A 21,391-nucleotide genomic window follows, 5' to 3' on the forward strand; every position below is an offset into this window, starting at 1 on the left:
ACAGGTAACCAATTCATCAGGGCGTCCCGGGAGGGGCGCCCTTTTCCCTACTCGGTTCCGCGGCCGTTCAGCAAGCGCTCGGCCAGTTCGTCGTAGGTCGGCCCCAGCGCCCGAAGTGCGGCGGCCGCTTCGTCGGTGCGGCCCGTGACCACCTCGTACTGGAGCCCGCCCACGAGTTCGGACTGGTGCGCGGCGAGCTTCGCCGCCGAATTCCTTCCGATTCCCGACAGGCAGAGCGCGGCGTCGGCGAGCCTCCTGGCGCCGACCTGGATCGCGAAGTGCACCAAGTGGTTCCGGGTCTGTTCGGGCAAGCCGTCCTCGATGAGGGACGCCAGGTGCTCGGCCGCCTCCCGGTTCCGCAGCGTCCCCGCCGGGACCGGGTGATCGTGTTCCCCGGTGAGCCACGCGATCGCGGCCGGAATCGTGCTCTCGATCGCGGTGGCGGCGTCGATCTCTTCGGCCTTCGCGAAAGCCGTTCTGGCCGTGTAGGACTCGCCGTAGTCGAGACTGTCGGTCCGCCACGCGTCCAGGAACTGTCCGATCGGGAGGGTCGCGAACGGGAAACCGGCCGGGTCGTGGAAGCGGACCATGTCGTTCGCGACCCCGAGGGCCACCACGAAATGGTCGCCGCCGATCGGCTCGCCGAGACCCGGCCGGTGGACGTGCAGGCCCACCTCCACCGGGCCGACCAGGACCGGATCGTGCGTCTTCGCCGTACGCAGCAGCCGCTCGGCCTCGTCGCGGTCGCCCGCCACTCGGCGGCACTTCCAGCCCAGCGCCCCCAGCGCGGCGTCGAGCGCGATATCACCGTCGAAGCCCGCGGGGTCGAAGAACGGCGTGGTGCCTCCGAGTATCTGCATGCCCCACGGCGATCCCGTCAGCACCTCGATCACCGCCGGACCCGGGGAGTCCGGACCGAGGACCATCGACAGCGAGTTCGCGTAGCAGTAGGAACCGGAACCCGTATAGGGAAAGAGCATCGAGCCTCCAAATCGGTGGTTGTCCCGGGGGCCGCCGTATGAAACCGTATAGGTTGCCGGGTTTCACAGCGGATCGCTGGGACTAGCACAGACGGTATTCTTTTGAATTTTTCGCCGCAAGCCGATGGAGCCTCCGACAGTGACCGCACACGACCTATTCCTCCTCGGTGGAGTGTTCCCCGAAACGACTCCCGCGCAGTCGCTGCGTCACGTCGTCGCTTACGCCCAGGCCGCCGAGTCCGCGGGAATGGACGGCGCCTGGGTGGCCGAGCACCACTTCATCGAATACGGCGCCAATCCGTCCGCGACGCTCATGGCATCGCACCTGCTCGCCGCGACCGAGCGGATTCAGATCGGGACCGCCGTGGCGGTGCTGTCGAATCGGCATCCGGTGGCATTGGGGGAGGAGGCCGCGACCCTGGACGCCTTGGCGCCCGGGCGGTTCCGGCTCGGAGTCGGACGCGGAGGGCCGTGGGTGGACCTGGACGTCTTCGGGGCGGGCCTGGACCGGTTCGAACGCGGCTTCGAAGAGGGGCTGCGGCTGCTGAAGCGCTGGCTGTCGGGAGACGAGGAGGTCGCCCACACCGGCGAGTTCTTCGATGTCCTGCCGGTGCGCGTGATGCCGCCGGGCGGGGGCGGCCCGGTGTGGGTCGCGGCCACCGGTGAAGGCACCGCGCGCCTGGCCGGGCGGCTCGGGCTGCCGCTGCTGTTGGGCATGCACGCCTCCGATGAGGACCACGTGAAGCTATTGGACGCATGGCGGCGCGAAGCCGAGGACTCAGGGTTCGATCCCGAAGCAGCCGAACATGTCTCGACCCACCTGGCCCAGATCGCCGACGCCCCGGACGGGGTCGAGCGGCTGCGGGAGTCGCTGACCGAACTCCTGGAGCGCGGCGTCGGACAGTACGTGAGCCTCAAACCCTCCAAGGCCAAACGCGACCACGGCGCCTATGTGGACTGGATGATCGAGCGGCACGCAGTCGGCACCGCCGGGCATGTGGCCGAGCAATTGGCGCGGTCGGCAGAGCGCACCGGTGTGTCCCGCCAACTGCTCATGGTCGAGGGCATGGGTGATGCGCACGCCGTCCGCGAGAACATCGGGCGGCTCGGCGAGGCCCTCAGCCGTTCACGTACGGCGAGTACTGCTGCCCCGGTCCGGTCGGAGGCGGCCCCTGCCGCAGCGGATCGAGCCCGCCCTGCCTGAACCACTGGTTGGCCGAGCCCGTGCAAAGGCAGACCAGGGTGATCACGGGCATCACCAGCCACGGCATCGAACCGAAGACCCCGGAGGTCTCCAGCGGGACGCCCGAGGAGTCGCCGAGCTTGAAACCGAAATTGAAGGAGACAGCCCCGCCCACGATGGACAGCAGCATGAGCACGGCAGTGGTGATCTGCGCCCAGCGGCGGCCTGCCCCAAGCTTGTTCGCGAGCACCGCGTACAGGATCGCGACGACGATTATCACCGTTACGATAGGGGCGATTACTTGGGAGAACATCGGATCAAGGCCGTGTGACCCCAGTCTGGGAAGGATGCCGAAGACGATCAGTCCGACGAACCCGACGACGGTCCCGGTGCAGACCGTGAGGGCGAATTGGAGCCACATGAGCACCTGCGCGGTCGTGACCGTACCGGGCTTGCGGAGCAGGAGTTCGGGGGCGGTGGGTCGGGGTGGTTCCAAGGCAGTCCTCCGGTGACAGGGGAGGACCGATTCTATTGGCAGGCCGCCATATAGCGCTCGGAGTCGGCCCACCAGCCATCCCAGTTCCCCACCGCTCAGAGCGATACGGCTAGCGCCCCTCGGCCAGCGCCCACTTCAGCGCGTCGAGGACCGTCCGGTCCTGGTAGGCGAAGCCCGCCTCCTCCAGCACCGCCGGGCGGACCTTGGCGCCGCGCAGCAGCTCGACGGCCGCCTCGCCCGCGACGAGCTTCACGGCCCAGCCGGGGATGATCCACGGCGTGGGCCGGTGCAGGGCGGTCCCCAGCGACCGGGTGAACTCCCGGTTCGTGACCGGGTTCGGGCCCACCAGGTTCACGGCCCCGGACGTGCCGTCCTCCAGGAGGAGAACCACCGCGTTCACCCAGTCCCGCAAGGAGATCCACGGCAGGTACTGCTGTCCGTTTCCGAATCGTCCGCCCATGCACAGCTTGAAGACCGGCACGAACTTCGCCAGGAGCGGGCTATCCGGGCCGAGCACGTGGCTGGTGCGCAGCCGCACCACCCGCGCTCCGGCGTCCTTTGCGGCGGCCGTCGCCTGCTCCCACGCCAGGCAGGTCCGGCCCAGGTAGTCGGTGGAGGCCGGAGTCGACTCGTCCACCGGGACCGCCGCGCGGTCCCCGTACCAGCCGACGGCCGAGGCGTTCACCAGCACCGGGACCCCCGCCCGCGCTACTGCTTCAGCCAGGACCTCGGTCGGCACGACGCGGCTGGTGCGGATGCGCCGCTTGTAGGCCTCGTTCCAGCGCTGGCCCGCGATGGGTACACCGCACAGGTTGACCACGGCGTCGACGCCGTCGAGGATGGACGGGTCGAGGGGTCCTCCGTAAGGGTCCCAGCGGATCTCGTCCTCCGCGTCGGGTTCGCGGCGCACCAGCCGGACCAGGTCGTGGCCGTTCAGGGCCTTCGTGAGGGCAGTGCCGAGGTAGCCGCTGGAGCCGGCGATGACGATCCGCATACTCACACCCTATGGCCTGCAGCCCGGTCAGCGCGCGGCATACCAGTCCTGGACCTGGCGGCGCAGTCCCGGCGCCTGGAGCTCGGCATTGGCCTGGACCTGCGCCAGCGTCTGGGCGGCCAGCGCCCGCCGCCATTCCAGTTCGGCCGAGCGCATCGCGGTGTCGATGGCGCAGGGCGCGCGGAAGGCCGAGGCGGGGAGGTCGGCCCAGACTCCGGCCTGGCGGATCTCGGCGCACTTGAAGGCCTCGTCGGGGCCTTCGATGGCGGTGAGGATGTCCATGAGGGTGATGTCGCCCAGTCCCTTGGCGAGGCGGAACCCGCCCTTCTTGCCGGCCGTCGAGGTGAGGACCCCGGCCTTGACGAGCGGTTGCAGCTGCTTATTGAGGTAGGCGGGCGGCAGCCCGTACCCGGCGGCCAGGCGGGCGGTGGACACCGGCCCGTCGGCCTCCATCCAGTTCAGCAGCAGGCAGCAGTGCGCGGCCCATTCGACGCCTTCGTTGATCTTCATGAACAGGATATTACCTGTCCGGATTAATGTGAGTCAGGGCACGGTGAAGAACGGTTGCGAAGCTGTATCTAGACATATAATATCTAGATATGAGCTCCTGCTGGACGGGAGCCGAACCCTGAAGGAGACCGCCATGTCCATCGAGATCACCAACCCCGCCGAGCTCCACGACCCCACCGGGTTCGGCTACAGCCACGTCGCCCGCGTCTCCGGCGAACTCGTCCTCATCGCCGGCCAATACGACTCGGACGCCGACGGACACACCACGAGCGACGACTTCGCCGTCCAGGTCGAGCGGGCCTTCGCCAACCTCGGGAAGGCGCTGCGCTCGGTCGGGCTGGACTACGCGGACGTCGCGCAGCTGCGCACGTTCATCGTCGGGCACGACCAGGGGAAGCTCGAGGCACTCGGCGGGGCGATCGCCCGGATCTGGGGCGACCGGCCGCCGGTTCAGACCTCACCGGGGTGGCCGCGCTGGCGCTGGCCGAGATGCTCTTCGAGGTCGACGCCGTCGCCGTCCGGTCATAGCCGCAGAGTCCCGAGTTCCAGTCGCCCCGAAGCGCCGGGCGGCAGATCCTTCGAAGCAACTGAAGACCGAGCAACATCCGGCCCTCCCGGGCCGTCTAAAACCTTATGGAGACAGCACCGTGAACGCGAACCTGACCACCCCGAAGCCGGTCATCGCCCGCGCCGCCACCGCCGAGAACCTGGCCCACGCCCAGCGGTCGGTCATGACGCTGCTGGCCGACTCGTCCCAGACCGGTGGGGCGCTGTCGGTGACTCGCTCGGTCTTCCCCTGGGGCGGTGACGGGGCCCCGTCGCACTTCCACACCAAGGCCAGCGAATCGCTGTTCGTCATCGGAGGCCGCCTTCAGGTTCTGGCCGGGGACGAGGTTCTGATCCTGGAGGAGGGTGACTTCATCACCATCCCGCCGGGCCTGCCGCACGCCTTCGGGGCCGTGTCCGGCGCGGACGCCGAGGTCCTGGCGATCTTCACGCCGGCGGCCGACCGCTTCGACTACTACCGGCTCCTGGAGCGAGTCGTCGCGGGCGAGGCCGACCCGGCCGAGATCGCGGCCTCGGGGGAGCGGTTCGACAACCACTATGTCGACAGCCCGGCCTGGCGCAACGCCAGGTCCTAAGGGCGGCAGGGGTTTACAGTCCCAGGCGCTCCCGGGACAGGCCCCCGGCGCGGGAGCGCCATTCGACGCCGGCCTTGAGACCGGCCAGGACGGACCGCTGGAGGGTGTTGTCGGCGGGCAGTTGGTCCATCGGTGTCTCGGGGGCCCGGGCGAAGACGAAGCGCCAGATGTCGTCGTGGCCGCCCTCGTTCCCGGGGGCGACGAGGTCGAACAGCTTCCCGAACCGGAGGATGTTCGAGTGCTCGGGCAGCCAGTCGCGCAGTTGCGGGTCGAGCAGCCAAGAGGTGCACATGAACTCAGGGAAGCGGCCCTTCCCGAAGTGCTCGGGGAAGGCCGCCGGGAAGAATTCGAGCGCCTGCCGCAACGAGTCGCGGACGATCTCGGGCGCGAGCGAGCCGCCCTCGCCGCGGATGTGCAGGCCGATCCGGGGCGCCCCCACCGTGCCTTCCATGCAGAACTGGAGGCGGCCCAGCTGGTACAGCGAGCCGCGGACGTGGGCGGTGAACCAGAACGCCACGTCGAGTCCGGCGCGGCCGTACAGGATCCGATTGAGCCGCAGCTTCTCGCCGATGTCGGCCAGGATCAGCTTCGAGTGTTCCTCGTCGACGCCCCGCTCGCGGTGGATGTCGAGCATCAGCGGCACCGCAGCCAGCAACGGGTAGAGCCCCAGCAGGTGCCCGGCGTCGCTCTGGTGCTCGGGACCCTTGGGCCATTGCTTCCACATCCGCCCGCCCATGTCGGCCGCGATCGACTGGTAGCACCGGTCGGCCCACCGCCGCAGGTCCGAGCCGTAGACCTCTCCGACCGCCTCGGCGGCGGCCCGGGCGTCCTCGGGGTCGGCGCCGCACCAGTCGAGCAGGAGCTCGCGGACCTCCTCGGAAGTGAGGACGGGGAACGGCCGTATGGAGCCCTCGGCGGGCAGTTCTGAATTCACCGGCATATGTCACCACGGTGCGACCCCCGCTCGCAACCTGGCCGGGGCGGACCTAGTCTGTCGGAGTGCGCCGGTTGTTGACGCCCCCGTGGCTCGTCCTCCACTTCTTCGCCGTGGTGCTGACCACGGGATTCAGCCTGCTCGGCTGGTGGCAGCTGTCGAGGGCCCAGGGCGGCAACGCGATCAGCTGGGGTTATGCGTTCGAGTGGCCGCTGTTCGCCCTGTTCACGCTCGCGCTCTGGATTCGCCAGATGCGCTTGGAGCTGCACAAGGACGCGCCGGAGGGCAAGGCCCGCAAGGGACGTCCCGAGCCGCCGCCGATGACCTCGCCGTTCGAGACTTCCATTCTCAGGGCGCGCCAGTCCGACACTCAATCTCCCGGGAGTACCGCATGAACGCCGCCTTGAAGCGCTTCCGCATCGTCGCCTGGATCGTCGGCACGTTCCTGATCGGGCTCGTCTTCGTGGCGATGCCGCTGAAGTACATCTGGCACGACGACACCCTGGTGACGGTGATCAGCCCCATCCACGGCCTGTGCTACATGGTCTACCTGGTGCTCGGCTTCCACCTGGCGCAGCAGGCCGGCTGGAAGTTCTGGCCGCAGACGGTGGGGCTGCTGCTGGGCGGCACGGTCCCGGTTTACTCGTTCTTCGTGGAGCGCTGGGCGCACCGCAAGATCCTGGCCGAGCACCCGCAGGCGTCGGACCCGAAGGTCCGCACTGAAGAGCCGGTCTAGTCGGATTCGCCGGAGGACGAGTCGAGGTATGAGCCCGCGACGACGTCTTCCCAGCTGAGGTCCCAGGTGGTGAACCCGTCGCCCTGGGGCAGCGCGAGCCCGGTGTTCAGGACGACGACCGGGTCGCCCCAGCGCACGAAGTTGTAGATCCACTCGCCCATCTCGTCGGAGACGTTGATGCAGCCGTGGGAGCCGTTGCTCTTGCCGAGTCGGTCCGCGGCCCAGGGCGCGCCGTGGATGAACTGGCCCGAGAACGTCAGGCGCATCGCCCACTTGACGGGGGTCTCGTATTCGTACAGCTCGGAGACGAACGTCGACTCCTCCTCGCGGCTCATGACGATCATGTTGCCCGAGAAGGAACGGGCGTCGTTGCCGTCGATCGGCTCGTCGGCGCCCAGCGAGATGGGGATGGTCTGGACGATGGTGCCGTCCTGGTAGGCCCGCAGCTGCTTGGTGTCGTTGTCGGCCTCGAGCAGGCGCGCCTCGGGGTCGATGGTGAAGTTCGTGTCCTGGTCGAACTCGCCGTAGTAGTCCTCGCCGAGCGGCAGGCCGCCCAGGCCCAGGCGCACGGTGACCTGGGTGTTCGGCTGCCAGTACTCCTTGGGCCGGTACTCCAGGGCGCGGGCGTTGATCCAGTGCCAGGAGCCCTCTTGGGCGGGCTCGGAGGTGACGAACAGGCGGCGTTCGACGGCGGCGCGCTGGTCCTCGGGGATCTCGTAGCCGGAGAAGCGGAACGGCAGCACCGCGGCCTGGCCGACCGTGGAGTCCACACCCGGCAGGTAGTTCTCGATGCTGACCCGGTTGGGCGGGGAGGCGATCGTGGTGAAGGTCGCCTCGACCGTGGCCGCCAGGCCGGCCGAGTCCTCGGCGGAGACCGCCGCGGTGTAGGTGCCCTCCCAGTCCAGCGGGGAGGCCGGGACCCAGGTGGTCCCGTCGGGGTGCATGTCGCCCTCGACCTCATTGCCCTCGGCGTCGGTGAGCGTGAACGAGGTGAACTCGCCCTCCTCGACCTTCCAGGCGATCTCGGTGGCGGCGGTCGCGTCGGCGGCGCCGTCGGCCGGGGTGACGGTGATCTTGGCGGCGCTCTGGGGCTCGTCGCTGCTCTCGTCGTCGGACCCGAGGGTGCCGGTGTCCTTGGTGCAGGCGGCCAGGCCCGCGCCTACAGCGACAACGCCGCCCGCGGCGAAGACACCGCGTCGGCTCAGTGGGGACCGTCCGAACGTCATGGACCAACAGTACACAGCGTGAGCGAGGCTCAGGCGCCTCAATGGAGTGCCGTGCCCCTCAGATGACGTGCCGGTTAACGGATGCTGACGTGCACGTGGTTGGTGTGGTCGCTGGAGGGGTCGCCATAGGCCCCTCCGTAGGACTTCCACCCGCTGCCGGGGAACCAGATCTGCCGGTACCAGATGACGTACTGCACACCAAGTGCGTCGGCGTTCTCGGTGAACCACGCGGCCAGGTTCTGGCCGTAGTCGTAGTCCTCGCCGCCCGCGGCGCCGCCGAAACCGCCGGATTCGGAGGAGTAGTCGCAGGCGCGGCCCTTGGGGTGCTCGCCCGAGCCGGTGGGCCGGTAGCAGTTGACGTAGCGGGTGAAGCCGGCGAACTGCGCCTGCTCCAGGGAGTGGAGGGTGCGCGGGGTGACGCAGCCGTCGGCGGGGGACGGGTCGTCCTCCGAGCAGCTCTCGTACGGCAGGGAGCCGTCGGGGTTGCGCGGCGCCGGGTCGGCGGCCCGGGCGTCGGAGGAGGTGGGGCCGGCGGCCGAGTCGCCACCCGAGGCGGCCAGCTCGTGGGCGGCCTCGTCGCGGGCCGCCTCCATGTCCTCGGTGGCCTGCTCCTGCTCGGCGATGTTGTCGTCGAGGGTCTGCTGGGTCGCCTCGATCTCGGCCAGGCGGTCGACGAGGTCGTTCAGGCGCTCGGCGCGGGACTGACCGAGGAACTGGAGCGTTCCGAGCGCGTCGATCATGGCGCCGGGATCCTCGGAGGCCAGGAGCGCGGAGGTCGACTGGAGGTCGGAGGAGGCGTAGGCGCGGGCCACGTATTCGGCGAGCTCGGCATTGAGCTCCTCGATCTCCGCTTCGGAGTCGGACAGCTCGGCGACCAGGTCCTCCTGCTCCTGCTCGAGCGCGTTGAGCTCGTCCTGTGCGTTGAGGTAGTCCTCGATGGCCCCGGAGAGGCCCTCCGAGACGGAGTCGTCGCCCTCTTCCTGCGCCTCGGATTGGGAGGCCGGGGCGATCAGGAGGACCACGAAGACCAGCATCGCGATCGGGAGAACGAGGGCTCGGCGGGCGGCATGTGGGCCGGTGCGCGCGGCATTACCGTTCAAAGCGGGAGGTCCTTCGGGTGCTCGGCCGATGGGACGGGTCGTCGGCACACAGCGTAGAACGCGAGTTTTGCTCGATCAATTCGGGTCCGAGATGGGCACTCTGCGCCACTACTCGGGCACTGACCTGCGGCCAGGCTATGGCCTCGCTTACGAGTCCTGGGCGACAGGAGTGTCAACTGATAAGGTAGTTCGAAATTGAACCGGATCATTTACGCCGTTGGAGGGAGGCCGGGAATGCCAGAGGGCAACTTTCAGAGCCGCTGGCTCGCCCCCGGAGTCGACGACGTGTGGAACCAGTTCCTCACCGTCACCCACCGCCTCGAGCACCAGATCGACCGCCGCCTCCAGGACAACCACGGCATCACCCACACCCAGTACGAGATCCTCGTCCGCCTCGCCGACGCCCCGAAGCACGCCCTGCGCATGTCCGACCTCGCCGAACGCATCGTCACCGCCAAGAGCGCCGTCACCTACCAGATCGGCAAGCTCGCCGACATGGGCCTGGTCGAGCGCCACAAGTGCGAGAGCGACAACCGCGGCGTCTGGGTCAAACTCACCGACGCCGGGCGCGAACGCCTCGAAAAGGCCGCGCCCTGCATCCTCTCGCTGGTCCGCGAGCTGTTCCTCGACGCCATCACCTGCGACCAGGCCGACGAGCTCAATAAACTCCTCGAAACCTGGGCGGGCAACCTCGACCGGATCGAGCGCGGCGCCTGAGCACGGTTATTCACGCCGCGCGTTCGGTTCCGTGGTCGGTTTCGACCCTGTCACCCCGGTGTAGGGTCAGGCCGTGTCAACCTTTCCGCGACCCGATATGACCACGCCGTACGAGCTCACGGCGCTGGCGGACCTCATTCCCGCCGCAAAGGAAGCCGAGCTCGCCGTCACCGGCGTGAGCCTCGCCGCGAACCTGGTCGAACCCGGCGATCTGTTCGCCGCACTGCCCGGCGCCAACCGCCACGGCGCCGAGTTCACCGCCCAGGCCGTCGAGCGCGGCGCGGTCTGCGTCCTCACCGACGCCCGCGGCGCAGAGCTGGCAGGAGACCTGCTCCCCGTCTTCGTCGTGGACGACCCGCGCGCGCTCACCGGCGAGATCGCCGCCCGCGTCTGGGGCCGCCCGTCCGAGCACCTGAATCTCCTCGGCATCACCGGCACCAACGGCAAGACCTCCACCGCCTACCTGGTCGAGGCCGGCCTGGCCCACGCCGGGCGCATGACCGGCATCATCGGCACCGTCGAGACCCGCATCGCGAACCAGGTCCTCAAGTCCGAGCGCACCACCCCCGAGGCGCCCGAACTCCAGGCGCTCCTGGCGCTCGCGGTCGAGCGCGGGGTCACCGACGTGGTCATGGAGGTCTCCAGCCACGCCCTCGCCCTCGGAAGGGTCGCCGGGAGCCGCTTCCGCGCCGCCGGTTACACCATGTTCGGCACCGACCACCTCGACTTCCACGCCGACCTGGACGACTACTTCAACGCCAAGGCCAAGCTGTTCGACGGCCGCGCGGAGACCGAGATCCTCAACGCCGACGATGAACGCGTCGTCACCCTCGCCCACGAGGGGACCCTCACCTACTCTCTGCGCGACGCCGAGGCCGACTACTTCGCCTCCGGTCTCACCACCGACGGCTTCACGCAGACCTTCCACCTGAAGGGCCCCGCCGGGGAGGCCGACGGCCGCGTCAATATGCCCGGCCGCCACAACGTCGCCAACGCCGCCCTGGCCGCCGCGCTTCTCGAAGCCGCGGGGATCGACCTCGCCACCGCGCTCGACGGCATCGCCTCCTGCCGGGGCGTGCCCGGCCGCATGGAGCTGGTCTCCGGCGCCGGTCCGGTCCGCGGCGTGGTCGACTACGCCCACAAGCCCGAGGCGATCACCGCCGTGCTCGATTCGCTGCGCGAGTCCACGCCCGGCAAGGTGATCGCGATCCTCGGCGCCGGGGGCGACCGCGACCGCTCGAAACGCCCGCTCATGGGCGCCGCGGTGGGCCGCGGGGCGGACCTCGTCATCGTCACCGACGACAATCCGCGCACCGAGGACCCCGCGCGCATTCGCGACGAGGTGGCCGCCGCCGTCGGGGACGTACCCTGCCGTAATATTCCGGGGCGAGAGGTGGCCGTGCGCGAGGCCGTGAACCTGGCCGCGCCCGGGGACACCGTCGCCTTGCTCGGCAAGGGCCACGAGACGGTCATCGAGACCGCCGCGGGCCCAGTTGGAAGCGATGACCGCGTGCTGCTCGCCAGGGCGTTGCGCGAGGTCGGCTGGGTCGAGTCGGCCCCGGCATAGCGCCGCAACCGGCACAGCGGCCGCCGCGTGGATACCTAAAGACACCGCAGTCACAACCTGCACTGCGTCAACCGAACAGGAGGAGATCGCCGAGTGATCCCCATGAGCCTGGCCGAGATCGCCCAAGCCGTCGAAGGCAGGTTGAGCGATTCGGCCGACCCCGAGGCGATCGTCACCGGCGGGATCGAGTTCGACTCCCGCAAGGCCGGCCCCGGCGGCCTTTTCCTGGCCATCCCCGGCGAGAAGGTCGACGGACACACGTTCGCCGCCAAGGCCGCAGCGCAGGGCGCCCTAGCGACCATCGCCACGGAGCCGATCGACACCCCCGCGATCTATGTGGACAACGGCATCGACGCGCTCACGAGGCTCGCCAAGCATGTCGCCGCCGCCTCCGACGCGATCATCATCGGCGTCACCGGCTCAAACGGCAAGACCTCCACGAAGGACATCATCGGGCAGGTGTGCGCCGACCTCGGCCCGACCGTCGCCACCGAGGGCAACTTCAACAACGAACTGGGCCACCCCTACACCGTGTGCCGGGTCGAGCCGGACACCGAATACCTCGTCCTCGAACTCGCCGCGCGCGGGCTCGGGCACATCACGCAGCTGTGCGAGATCGCCCCGCCGAAGATTGGCGTGGTCCTCAATGTCGGCATCTCCCACCTCGACGGCTTCGGCGACATCGAGACCACCGCCAAGGCCAAGAGCGAACTTCCCCGCTACCTCAACCGGTACACCGGCGACGTCATCCTCAACGCCGACGACCCGCGGGTCAAGGCGATGGCGGAGGGCCTCCCCGACATCAACGACCTGTACTTCGGCATCGACAGCGAGAACACCGATTTCTTCGCCGAGAACATCGACCCCGGCGACGGCCGCCACAGCTTCACCCTCTGGACTCCAGAGGGCTCGGCCCGGGTGAACCTCCAGTTCTGGGGCCGCCACCACGTCTACAACGCGCTCGCCGCGGCCGGCGTCGCCCGGCAGCTCGGCGCGAAACCCGACCAGATCGCCGCGAGCCTGTCCAAGGCCGGGCGCCGGTCCGAGCGCCGGATGGACGTCTTCACCCGCGCCGACGGAACCACCGTCATCGACGACTCCTACAACGCCAACCCCGCCTCGATGGGTGCCGCCCTGCGCGCCCTGGGCCAGGTCCCGACCGAAGGGCGCCGCATCGCGGTCCTCGGGCTCATGGCCGACCTCGAAGAACAGAGCGAGTCCTGCCACCGCCGCGTCGGCGAGCAGGCCGCCGAAGCCGGAGTCGACGAGCTCATCGCCGTCGGCGACGGCACCCAGTACATCATTGAAGGCGCCGATGCCGTCGCCTCGACCACCCACGTACTCGATCAGCCCGCGGCGATCGAACTGCTGCGGCAGCGGCTGCGCCCCGGCGACACCGTCCTGGTGAAGGGCTCCCGGTACCGCACCTGGGACGTCGCCGATTTCCTGCGTCCCAAGGAGGACAAAGACCAGTGAGAGCCGTAATCATCGCCGCGTTCGTGGCGTTCGCGCTCACCATGGCGCTCACCCCGCTCGCGGCGAGGCTGTTCCGCCGCTTGAAGGCCGGGCAGCCCATCCGCACCGACGGACCCCAGTCCCACTTGGCGAAGGCCGGCACCCCCACCATGGGCGGCGTCGTCTTCATCTTCACGACCGTCGTCGCCTACGTCGCCGGCCACCTGGTCCTCATGGCCCTGCCCGAGCAGGTGGACGGCGTCGTCCTCAACCGCCCGACCGGCTTCACCGCCACCGGCATATTCCTCATCGGACTGTTTGTCACCTGCGGCTTCGTCGGTTTCATCGACGACTGGCTCAAGATCCGCAAGAAGCACTCCGGCGGCATCTCCGGCAAGGCCAAGGTCCTCGGACTCTCCATCGCGGCAACCATCTTCGGCATCGTCGCCGTCTACTACACCGGCTCGATCGACACCCAGGAGATCTCCGAGACCGTCGCGACCCCCTTCGTCTCCTTCACCCGCGACATCAGCTGGCTCAACGTCACCAACATCGGCATGGTCGTCCTGATCGTGCTGCTGGTCAACGCCACCGCCAACGGCGTCAACCTCACCGACGGCCTCGACGGCCTCGCCACCGGCGCCTCCATGATGAGCTTCCTGGCGTTCCTCATCATCGGCTTCTGGGAGTACCGCCACTGGTGCGGCGGCGTGCAGCCGGCCGACAACCTCTGCTACGACGTCCGCGACCCCCTGGAGATCGCCCTCATCGCCGGGGCCGCGGCCGGAGCCATGTTCGGCTTCCTGTGGTGGAACACCTCGCCCGCCCAGATCTTCATGGGCGACTCCGGGTCCCTCAGCCTCGGCGCGCTCATCGCCGGACTCGCCATCGCCTCCAAGACCATCCTCCTCCTGCCAATCCTCGGTGCCCTGTTCGTCATCACCACGGCGAGCGTCATGATCCAGGTAACCTCGTTCAAACTCACCGGCAGACGCGTCTTCCGCATGTCCCCGATCCAGCACCACTTCGAACTCGGCGAGAAACGCTGGTCCGAGGTCACCATCGTGGTCCGCTTCTGGATCATCGCGGGCATCTGCACGGCCCTGGCCCTCGGTTTCTTCTTCGCAGACTTCCTGCGAATAGCGGGGTAACAGGTGGAGATCGCCGATCGCTTTCTCGTCGCCGGGGCCCGCGTGGCCGGGGCCGCCTGCGCCGAAGTCCTGCTCGACGCCGGCAAGGCCGTCACCGTCTACGACCGCGCCGACTCCGACCGCATGAGGGCCCTGGCCGCCAAGGGCGCGCGCTGCGTCGTCGCCGACGACTTCGACCCCGCGCTGCTCGCCGACATCGACCAGGTGATCCTCTCCCCGGGCTTCCCGCCGCACCACCCGATCGCCGTCGCCGCGAGCGCAGCGGGCCTGGAGACCTACTCCGAGCCCGAACTCGCCTGGCGGCTGCGCGGACCGGGCGCCCCGCAGTGGCTGGCCGTCACCGGCACCAACGGCAAGACCACCACCACGACGATGCTCGCCGCCATGCTCAAGGCCGGCGGCCTGCGCGCCGAGGCGCTGGGCAATATCGGCGAGCCGCTCGTCTTTGCCGCGAACGGGCCTTACGACGTTCTCGCCGTCGAGCTCTCCAGCTACCAGCTCCACTGGTCCCGTCTGCTCGCCCCCAGCGCGGGCGCCATCCTAAACCTGGCACCCGATCATCTCGACTGGCACGGCGGTTTCGACTCCTACGCCGAGGCCAAGACCGCGGTCTGGCGCGGGGGAGTGGCCGTGGTCAACCTGGACGACCCGGCCGTCGTCGCCCTCGCCAAGAACTCCAGTGCCGAGATCACCGGCTTCACGCTCGGCGAGCCCAGGCCCGGTCAATACGGTGTGGCCCTTGGCTTCCTGGTCGACTACACCGGCGGTGAACCCGTCAGGATCTGCTCGGTGGACCAGGTCCGCCCCGCCGGCGAGCACAATGTGGCCAACGCCCTCGCCGCCGCTGCCCTCGCCCGCCGCGTCGGCGTCGCCATCGAGGACATCGCCCGGGCCATCCGCGACTACACCCCCGAGCCGCACCGCAACGTCGCCATCGCCAGTGGCGGCGGCGTCGACTGGGTGGACGACTCCAAGGCCACCAACCCCCACGCCGCCGCCGCCGCGCTCGCCGCCTACGACTCCATCGTGTGGGTCGCCGGCGGCCAGCTCAAGGGCGTCGATGTGGACGAGTTGGTCCGGCGATTCGCCCCGCGCCTGCGGGCCGCGATCCTCATCGGACAGGACCGGGCCCAGATCGCCGACGCGCTGGCGCGACACGCCCCGGACCTCCCCGTCCACGTGCTCGACGGACGCGACGATGCGGTCATGACCGAAGTCGTCGCGCACGCCGCCGCCGAAGCCCTGCCGGGGGATACGGTGCTGCTCTCGCCCGCCGCGGCCTCGTTCGACATGTTCACCTCCTATGCCCACCGCGGGGACGCGTTCGCCGCCGCGGTCCGGCAGAATCGGGCCATGGATCCGACCGAGTAACGGCCGGTAGGGCCCAATTGGAGAGAAGCGCTTGATGCCGAAGACGCCGAACCCGGACGCGGCCCCATGAGGGCCGGCTTCACCGAGATGCTGCGCGGCCTGCTCGACCGGCCGCTCGCCTCGTACTACCTGCTGCTGTCCTCCAGCGCCCTGCTGCTCACCATTGGCCTGGTCATGGTGTTCTCCGCGACGATGGTCGAGTCCTACGCGGACCAGGGATCGGCATTCTTCGTCATCATCCAGCAGGCCACCTGGGCCCTGGTCGGCGTCGTCGTCTTCTGGGTCGCCCAGCGGCTCCCCGTCCGCACCTACCGCGGCATCGCCCGGCCCCTGCTCGTCATCTCGATCCTGCTCGGCCTGGTCCTGGTCTTCATGCCCTCCAGCGGCTCCTCCGATTCCGGCGTCGGGACCGACGGCCTGTGGCTCCACATCGGACCCATCCAGTTCCAGCCCGCCGAGATCGCCAAGTTCGGCCTGCTGCTGTGGGTCGCGGACTCCCTGGTCCGCCTCGGCCCGCGCATCGCCTCCTGGCGCGACCTGGCCGTCCCCATGTTCCCCATCGCCGGACTCTCGATGATCATCATCGGCTACTCCGACCTGGGCACCATGCTCATCATCGTGGCCATGTTCATCGGACTGCTGTGGGCCTCCGGCGTCCCGCTGCGCATCCTCGGCGTCCTCTTCGGCGTCGCCCTGGGCGGCTCGGCCCTCCTGATCGCCTTCCAGCCCTACCGCATGGAACGCATCCTCTCCTTCTCGCGGCCCGAGGACTTCGCCAGCGGATGGGGCTACCAGGCCATCCAGGGCTACTACGCGATCGCCGACGGCGGCTGGTTCGGCGTCGGACTCGGCGAGAGCCGCCAGAAATGGGAATGGCTCCCCAACGGCCACAACGACTTCATCTTCGCCCTCATCGCCGAGGAGCTCGGCGTCATCGGCTGCATGGTCATCCTGATCCTCTTCGCCGTCCTGGTCTACACCGGCTTCCGCATCGCCCGGCGCTCCGACGACCCCTTCCGCAAACTCGTCGCCGCCGGCGTCACGATCTGGCTCGCCGGCCAGGCGTTCATCAATATCGGCGGCGTCTTGGGACTCATCCCCATCACCGGTGTCCCGCTGCCGTTCATCTCCGACGGCGGGACCGCCCTCGTGGTGGTCCTCGCCGCGGTCGGCATGCTCGCCGGGTTCGCACGTGCCGAACCCGACGCCTCCGCCGCACTGCGGGCGCGCAATCCGTCCCGCCTCGTACGCTTGCTCTGGGCACCCCTGCCGCCCGCCCCTCGATCCGAGGAAGCGGCACCCAAGGCGAAGACCCGCTCCAAGGCGGGATCCAAACCCCCGCAGACCAAGTGAACCCGTCCCTTCGACCAGAAAGCCTTGAAGTGCCACAGCTACGATCGGTCGTCCTCGCCGGAGGCGGCACCGGCGGCCACATCTACCCGCTCCTGGCGTTCGCCGACTGCCTGCGCCGCCACGACCCGAACATCCACATCACCTGCCTCGGCACCGAGAAGGGCCTGGAGAACGAGCTCATCCCCAAGGCGGGCTACCAGCTGCGGAACGTCCCGGCGCACCAGCTGCCGCGCAAGATCAACGTCGACCTCCTCCTGACCGCCCCGCGCATGCTCAAGGCCATGAAGGCCACCCGCGAGATCATGGACGAGGTCGGGGCGGAGGTCGTGATCGGCTTCGGCGGTTACGTCGCCGTCCCCGCCTACCTCGCCGCTTGGCGCCGCAAGACCCCCATGGTCGTCTTCGAATACAACGACCCGCCCGGCGTCGCCAACAAGATGGCCCTCAAGTTCACCGACAACCTCGCCCTGGGCTTCCCCCACCTGACGCAGGCCTCCCCGATCCTCGCCGACGGAACCTACACCGGCATCCCCCTGCGCCCGGCCATCTCCCACCTCGACCGCGCCGCCCGCCGCGCCGAGGCCTGCGCCCACTTCGGGCTCGACCCGAACCGGCCGGTCCTGTTCGTCTACGGCGGCTCCCAAGGCGCCGCCTCCATCAACAACGCCGTCTCCGGCGCCGCGCAGGTCCTGACCAAGGGCGGCGTCCAGGTCCTCCACATCATCGGCGCCCGCCGCGACGAACCCGTCCACATCCCCGACGGACTCCCGGTCGCCTACCGCACCCTGAACTACCTCGACCGCATGGACCTCGGATACGCCGCCGCCGACATGGTCCTCGCCCGCGGCGGATCCATGACCGTCGCCGAAGTGACCGCCCTGGGCCTGCCGACAGTGTTCGTGCCCATGCCCTGGGGCAACAAGGAGCAGTACCGCAACGCCGGCCCCGTCGTGGCCGCCGGCGGCGCCGTCTTCTGCGACGACGAAGCCCTCAACCCCGCCTGGATCGAGTCCAACCTCGTCCCGCTCATCACCGACCGGCAGAAGCTCTCGGCCATGGCCCAGGCGTCCGCCGGATTCGGTCGCCGCGACGGCGACGAGGCGCTGCGGCAATTCACGTACAAGGTGGTTCAGCAAGGATGACCAAGGATCCCAACGATCTGACCAGCCCGATCGACGAGGGCATCACCGCCGAAGACCTCGGCCGGACGCTGTTCATCGGCGTCGGCGGCGTCGGCATGAACGGACTCACCCGCCTCTACGCCACGCGCGGTCTCCCCGTGTCCGGCTCCGAGTTGAAGGACTGGCCCAGCCTGCCCGAGCTCGAAGCCCTCGGGGTCACCCTCCACCGAGAGCACACAGTGTCCAACCTCGATGGCATCGACACGGTCGTCCGCTCCACCGCGCATGGCGACGACCATCTCGAAGTGGCCGAGGCGCGGCGCCGCGGCATCCGCGTGTATCACCGCTCCGAGGCCCTGGCGGCGGCCATGACCGGCCGCAAGTCCGTGGTCGTCACCGGAACCCACGGCAAGACCACCACCACCGCGATCATCGTCGAGATGCTGGAGCACGCCGGGGTCGACCCGTCCTACGTCAACGGCGGCGAGCTCATCGCCGCCCACACCGGTGCGCACGGCGAGGGCGAGTACTTCATCGCCGAGGCCGACGAGTCCGACCGCTCCTTCCTGCGCTACCGCCCCGAGATCGGAGTGGTCACCAATATCGACGTCGACCACCTCAACAACTACGGCGACATGGACGCCCTCACCGAGGCGTTCGAGCGGTTCTGCCACAACACGAACAAGGACGGCCTGCTGGTCCTGTGCGCCGACAACCCGGGCACGAAGGCGCTGGCCGCGAAGCTGCGCGCCGAGGGCCGCACCGTCGCCACCTACGGGTTCTCGGACGGCTCCGACATCCAGCTCGGCGAGGTCGAGTCCAGCAAGGACGGGGTGGACTACACCGTCCTCGCCCACAACCAGCTGCTCGGCCGCTTCCACCTGCCGATGCCCGGCAAGCACATCGCGCTCAACTCGGGAGCCGCGATCGCCGTGGGCCTCCAGGTGGGACTCGAACCCGAGGCCATCGCCGCGGGCATCGCCGCGTTCGGCGGGGTCAAGCGCAGGTTCGAGAAGCGCGGCGAGGTCCGCGGCTACTCGGTCTTCGACGAGTACGCCTACCACCCGACCGCGATGCACGAGGCCATCAAGACCCTCAAGGAGGTCGCGGCCCCCGGCAAGCTCATCGTGGTCTTCCAGCCCTACCGCGTCTACCGCACGGTCGAGATGCGCGTGGACATCGCCGAGGCGCTGTCGTTGGCGGACAAGGTCGTCGTCATGGAGATCTTCGGGCCCGGCGAGACGGTCCCCGAAGGCGAGGGCGGCGAGAAGCTCAGGGACTTCGTGGACCTGCCGGATGCCGACAAGGTCTTCGTCGCCGAATGGGACGACGTCCCCGCCGCCGTGAAGGCGCTGGCGGCGGAAGGCGACGTGGTCGTGACGATGGGCGCCCCGCCCGTCTCCATGATGCCCGACGCCCTCCTCCGTTGAGGGACAAGGTTTTAGAGCGCGCAGGGCCCTCCCAGGACGGCAGGGCCCTGCGCGTCGTCCTGGGTCACCACCGGCATGCGAAAGTCCCTCACTGAACGGCACGGGCCCTGTGAGGGTCGGTCTAGTCGGCGTCCTTGCCCAGGCGCCAGTAGCCCATGAAGGCCCCGCATTCCTTGGGGAAGCCGAGTTCCTGGCGGACGGTGCGGCGCAGCGTCTTCACCACGCCCGCCTCGGCGGCGAGCCACACGTACGACTCGCATGCGTCGAGTTTTTCCGGTGCGTCCCAAAGGATCTCGGCGTCGACGTCGATGTCCTCCACCGGCTGGGCCTCGGCCTTGGACTGGAGGGCGGCGGCCGCGGCGGCGAACTGCGGCACCAGGAACGCGCCCCACGGGGCGCCGTCGCGCGGCAGCCACGAGACGCGGACCTCCGGCGGTGCGCTGAGGTCGAGGATGTCGGTGGTCAAGGGGACCTCGATGAAGACCTTGCCGCGCGCGGTGATCGGCAGCCGCTCCAGGATCGCCGCGATGGCCGGCATGGCCGTCTCGTCGCCGCCCAGGAGCAGTTCCGCACCTTCTGGCGCGTGAAAGTCGATGCCGCCCTGCGGGCCTTCGAAGCGGGCGTCCGGGCCGAGCAGGATCAGCTCGTCGCCGACCTCCGCGTCCAGGATCCAGCGCAGCGCCGGGGCGGGCGCGTTGCCGTGGGGTTCGTGGACGACCATGTCGATGTCGACCTCGCCGAGCTCGCGGCGAACGCCGCGGACGGTGTAGGTCCGGACCCGGCACTGCTCCTCGTCGGGCAGCGCCCGCAGGTCGGAGTACCAGCGGTCGGTACCCGGGAACTTCTCGAATCCGCAGGCCGGGGCCGGGAAGATGAGCTTGATGCGCTGGTCGAAGCCGTTGTCGGCGAACAGCCGCAGCTCCTCGGAGGCGAAGGTGACCCGGACGAACGACGGGCTCAACCGCCGGATCTCCTTGACTCGTCCGGGGAACGGCTGATAGGGCCGGACGGTGGTGAGGCTGAGTCCAGCGGTCTGGATCGTCACGCGCGGCTGCTCCTTCGCATTCGCGCCCGGCTCTCATTCGCCGCGCGCTGCTTCTCCGGTAGATAAGGCTTGCCTAACCTTATATGACACTCGGGCATGTCGCCACTTCCGGCGAGCGCCGCCGTGACAAGATCGAGCGATGCGCGGCCCTGACAAAGAGACCGAATCGGGCCCGTGGCGACTGGTCCACGTGGTGCGCCGCCGCCTGCCCAATAAGCGATTGCGGCTGATCGTCGCGATCGCCGCCGCACTCGCCTTGACCGCATTCGTCATTGTTTGGGCCACACCGCCATTCGCGGTCAAGGACCTCCAAGTCACCGGCACCTCCGTGCTCGATCCGAAGGAAGTGGCCGAAGTCGCGTCCGAGGCCCGCGGCCAATCGATCCTGCGCGCCGATCTCGACGAGATCGCCGCGGCCGTCGCCGAACTCCCGCCGGTGAAATCCGTCGAGGTCTCGCGGTCGTGGCCCAGCGCCGTCCTCATCGAGGTCAACGAACGAGAGCCGTTCCTCGCCGTACCCCAGGACGACGAGACTTTTCTCATGATCGATTCCGAAGGCGTCGTCTTCGACGAGGCAGAGGAAATCACCGGCCCAATTTGGAACGTCGAGCTGGCCGAGCCGGGACCCTCCGACCTCGCCACGATCGAGACCATCAAGGTTCTCCAGGACCTCCCCTCCTCCCTCGCTGACAAGGTGCAACGCGTCGAATCGCCTTCCCCCGCGGGAGTCACGCTGTATCTCGAAGATGGACGGACGTTGCAGTGGGGAGACGCGTCCGAGAACGACCAGAAAGCCCGTGTCGCGGACCGATTGTTGGCGAGCGGGTATGAACATGTCGATGTCAGCGCACCAGATGCACCCACTGTGAGTTAGCGTTAT

At 69.0% G+C, this 21,391-nt stretch carries 21 protein-coding genes and 1 pseudogene; 14 read left to right on the forward strand and 8 right to left on the reverse strand.

Annotation, left to right across the window (positions count from 1 at the left end):
- Window positions 1-47: 47 nt before the first annotated feature.
- Window positions 48-980 (reverse strand): hypothetical protein, encoded by a 933-nt coding sequence (locus FAB82_RS18030; RefSeq protein ID WP_136535924.1) that lies wholly within the window; start codon window positions 978-980, stop codon window positions 48-50.
- 139 nt (window positions 981-1,119) lie between these two features.
- Between FAB82_RS18030 and FAB82_RS18035 the strand changes: the two genes are divergently transcribed.
- Window positions 1,120-2,184: an LLM class flavin-dependent oxidoreductase gene (locus tag FAB82_RS18035; protein WP_168801660.1), complete on the forward strand. Its 1,065-nt coding sequence runs from the start codon at window positions 1,120-1,122 to the stop codon at window positions 2,182-2,184.
- On the opposite strand, the gene FAB82_RS18040 is transcribed toward FAB82_RS18035, so the two are convergent.
- The 3 genes from FAB82_RS18040 to FAB82_RS18050 all read right to left on the reverse strand — a co-directional run bounded on the left by FAB82_RS18040 (window position 2,099) and on the right by FAB82_RS18050 (window position 4,163).
- Window positions 2,099-2,659: a hypothetical protein gene (locus FAB82_RS18040; RefSeq protein WP_136535926.1), complete on the reverse strand. Its 561-nt coding sequence runs from the start codon at window positions 2,657-2,659 to the stop codon at window positions 2,099-2,101. The two genes, FAB82_RS18035 and FAB82_RS18040, sit on opposite strands and share 86 nt — an antisense overlap.
- A gap of 109 nt (window positions 2,660-2,768) precedes the next feature.
- Complete coding sequence (locus tag FAB82_RS18045; RefSeq protein ID WP_136535927.1) at window positions 2,769-3,653, reverse strand: TIGR01777 family oxidoreductase; 885 nt, start codon at window positions 3,651-3,653, stop codon at window positions 2,769-2,771.
- 27 nt (window positions 3,654-3,680) lie between these two features.
- Window positions 3,681-4,163, reverse strand: a complete 483-nt coding sequence (locus FAB82_RS18050; RefSeq protein ID WP_136535928.1) for an RrF2 family transcriptional regulator — start codon at window positions 4,161-4,163, stop codon at window positions 3,681-3,683.
- 133 nt (window positions 4,164-4,296) lie between these two features.
- Here FAB82_RS18050 and FAB82_RS28655 point away from each other — a divergent pair.
- Together FAB82_RS28655 and FAB82_RS18060 are read left to right on the forward strand one after the other, a co-directional pair.
- Window positions 4,297-4,691: pseudogene (locus tag FAB82_RS28655) on the forward strand (RidA family protein).
- 119 nt (window positions 4,692-4,810) lie between these two features.
- Window positions 4,811-5,305: a cupin domain-containing protein gene (locus FAB82_RS18060; protein ID WP_246039701.1), complete on the forward strand. Its 495-nt coding sequence runs from the start codon at window positions 4,811-4,813 to the stop codon at window positions 5,303-5,305.
- Window positions 5,306-5,318: 13 nt separating this feature from the next.
- Here the strand turns inward: FAB82_RS18060 and FAB82_RS18065 are convergent, their stop codons facing one another.
- A complete protein-coding gene (locus FAB82_RS18065; RefSeq protein ID WP_136535929.1) occupies window positions 5,319-6,245 on the reverse strand; it encodes an acyltransferase domain-containing protein in 927 nt (308 codons plus the stop codon).
- Between the two features lie 59 nt (window positions 6,246-6,304).
- Between FAB82_RS18065 and FAB82_RS18070 the strand changes: the two genes are divergently transcribed.
- On the forward strand, window positions 6,305-6,634 hold the full coding sequence (locus FAB82_RS18070; protein ID WP_136535930.1) for a hypothetical protein: 330 nt from the start codon (window positions 6,305-6,307) through the stop codon (window positions 6,632-6,634).
- Window positions 6,631-6,975: a DUF3817 domain-containing protein gene (locus FAB82_RS18075; protein ID WP_136535931.1), complete on the forward strand. Its 345-nt coding sequence runs from the start codon at window positions 6,631-6,633 to the stop codon at window positions 6,973-6,975. Before FAB82_RS18070 ends, FAB82_RS18075 begins: the two co-directional genes overlap by 4 nt.
- Here FAB82_RS18075 and FAB82_RS18080 read toward each other — a convergent pair.
- Window positions 6,972-8,201: a L,D-transpeptidase gene (locus tag FAB82_RS18080; protein WP_136535932.1), complete on the reverse strand. Its 1,230-nt coding sequence runs from the start codon at window positions 8,199-8,201 to the stop codon at window positions 6,972-6,974. The two genes, FAB82_RS18075 and FAB82_RS18080, sit on opposite strands and share 4 nt — an antisense overlap.
- A gap of 74 nt (window positions 8,202-8,275) precedes the next feature.
- Window positions 8,276-9,301: a coiled-coil domain-containing protein gene (locus FAB82_RS18085; RefSeq protein WP_136535933.1), complete on the reverse strand. Its 1,026-nt coding sequence runs from the start codon at window positions 9,299-9,301 to the stop codon at window positions 8,276-8,278.
- A gap of 234 nt (window positions 9,302-9,535) precedes the next feature.
- Between FAB82_RS18085 and FAB82_RS18090 the strand changes: the two genes are divergently transcribed.
- The 8 genes from FAB82_RS18090 (at window position 9,536) to murC (ending at window position 19,466) form a co-directional block, all read left to right on the forward strand.
- Window positions 9,536-10,018, forward strand: coding sequence for a MarR family winged helix-turn-helix transcriptional regulator (locus tag FAB82_RS18090; protein ID WP_136535934.1), 483 nt, complete (start codon window positions 9,536-9,538; stop codon window positions 10,016-10,018).
- 97 nt (window positions 10,019-10,115) lie between these two features.
- The gene (locus FAB82_RS18095; RefSeq protein ID WP_136535986.1) at window positions 10,116-11,585 is read left to right on the forward strand and encodes a UDP-N-acetylmuramoyl-L-alanyl-D-glutamate--2,6-diaminopimelate ligase; all 1,470 of its coding nucleotides are present in this window, start codon (window positions 10,116-10,118) and stop codon (window positions 11,583-11,585) included.
- Between the two features lie 93 nt (window positions 11,586-11,678).
- Window positions 11,679-13,061, forward strand: a complete 1,383-nt coding sequence (locus FAB82_RS18100; protein WP_136535935.1) for a UDP-N-acetylmuramoyl-tripeptide--D-alanyl-D-alanine ligase — start codon at window positions 11,679-11,681, stop codon at window positions 13,059-13,061.
- A complete protein-coding gene (gene mraY, locus FAB82_RS18105) occupies window positions 13,058-14,191 on the forward strand; it encodes a phospho-N-acetylmuramoyl-pentapeptide-transferase (RefSeq protein WP_136535936.1) in 1,134 nt (377 codons plus the stop codon). Before FAB82_RS18100 ends, mraY begins: the two co-directional genes overlap by 4 nt.
- Before the next feature lie 3 nt (window positions 14,192-14,194).
- A complete protein-coding gene (gene murD / locus FAB82_RS18110) occupies window positions 14,195-15,562 on the forward strand; it encodes a UDP-N-acetylmuramoyl-L-alanine--D-glutamate ligase (RefSeq protein WP_168801661.1) in 1,368 nt (455 codons plus the stop codon).
- A 66-nt stretch (window positions 15,563-15,628) separates the two neighbouring features.
- On the forward strand, window positions 15,629-16,915 hold the full coding sequence (gene ftsW / locus FAB82_RS18115; RefSeq protein WP_211116663.1) for a putative lipid II flippase FtsW: 1,287 nt from the start codon (window positions 15,629-15,631) through the stop codon (window positions 16,913-16,915).
- Window positions 16,916-16,944: 29 nt separating this feature from the next.
- Complete coding sequence (locus FAB82_RS18120) at window positions 16,945-18,057, forward strand: UDP-N-acetylglucosamine--N-acetylmuramyl-(pentapeptide) pyrophosphoryl-undecaprenol N-acetylglucosamine transferase (protein ID WP_136535937.1); 1,113 nt, start codon at window positions 16,945-16,947, stop codon at window positions 18,055-18,057.
- Window positions 18,054-19,466, forward strand: a complete 1,413-nt coding sequence (gene murC, locus FAB82_RS18125; RefSeq protein ID WP_136535938.1) for a UDP-N-acetylmuramate--L-alanine ligase — start codon at window positions 18,054-18,056, stop codon at window positions 19,464-19,466. Before FAB82_RS18120 ends, murC begins: the two co-directional genes overlap by 4 nt.
- 121 nt (window positions 19,467-19,587) lie before the next feature.
- Here murC and FAB82_RS18130 read toward each other — a convergent pair whose 3' ends face one another.
- A complete protein-coding gene (locus FAB82_RS18130) occupies window positions 19,588-20,505 on the reverse strand; it encodes a siderophore-interacting protein (protein ID WP_136535989.1) in 918 nt (305 codons plus the stop codon).
- A gap of 145 nt (window positions 20,506-20,650) precedes the next feature.
- Between FAB82_RS18130 and FAB82_RS18135 the strand changes: the two genes are divergently transcribed.
- Window positions 20,651-21,385, forward strand: coding sequence for a cell division protein FtsQ/DivIB (locus FAB82_RS18135; RefSeq protein WP_136535939.1), 735 nt, complete (start codon window positions 20,651-20,653; stop codon window positions 21,383-21,385).
- Window positions 21,386-21,391: the final 6 nt, after the last annotated feature.

The organism is Glycomyces buryatensis, assembly GCF_004912275.1.
Lineage (GTDB): Bacteria > Actinomycetota > Actinomycetes > Mycobacteriales > Micromonosporaceae > Glycomyces > Glycomyces buryatensis.

Bases quoted from the DNA above. Each gene is read 5' to 3' on its own strand.
- FAB82_RS18030 (WP_136535924.1), bottom strand. From the start codon at position 980: ATGCTCTTTCCCTATACGGGTTCCGGTTCCTACTGCTACGCGAACTCG.
- FAB82_RS18045 (WP_136535927.1), bottom strand. From the start codon at position 3,653: ATGCGGATCGTCATCGCCGGCTCCAGCGGCTACCTCGGCACTGCCCTC.
- FAB82_RS18050 (WP_136535928.1), bottom strand. From the start codon at position 4,163: ATGAAGATCAACGAAGGCGTCGAATGGGCCGCGCACTGCTGCCTGCTG.
- FAB82_RS18065 (WP_136535929.1), bottom strand. From the start codon at position 6,245: ATGCCGGTGAATTCAGAACTGCCCGCCGAGGGCTCCATACGGCCGTTC.
- FAB82_RS18075 (WP_136535931.1), top strand. From the start codon at position 6,631: ATGAACGCCGCCTTGAAGCGCTTCCGCATCGTCGCCTGGATCGTCGGC.
- FAB82_RS18080 (WP_136535932.1), bottom strand. From the start codon at position 8,201: ATGACGTTCGGACGGTCCCCACTGAGCCGACGCGGTGTCTTCGCCGCG.
- FAB82_RS18090 (WP_136535934.1), top strand. From the start codon at position 9,536: ATGCCAGAGGGCAACTTTCAGAGCCGCTGGCTCGCCCCCGGAGTCGAC.
- FAB82_RS18095 (WP_136535986.1), top strand. From the start codon at position 10,116: ATGACCACGCCGTACGAGCTCACGGCGCTGGCGGACCTCATTCCCGCC.
- ftsW (WP_211116663.1), top strand. From the start codon at position 15,629: ATGAGGGCCGGCTTCACCGAGATGCTGCGCGGCCTGCTCGACCGGCCG.
- murC (WP_136535938.1), top strand. From the start codon at position 18,054: ATGACCAAGGATCCCAACGATCTGACCAGCCCGATCGACGAGGGCATC.
- FAB82_RS18135 (WP_136535939.1), top strand. From the start codon at position 20,651: ATGCGCGGCCCTGACAAAGAGACCGAATCGGGCCCGTGGCGACTGGTC.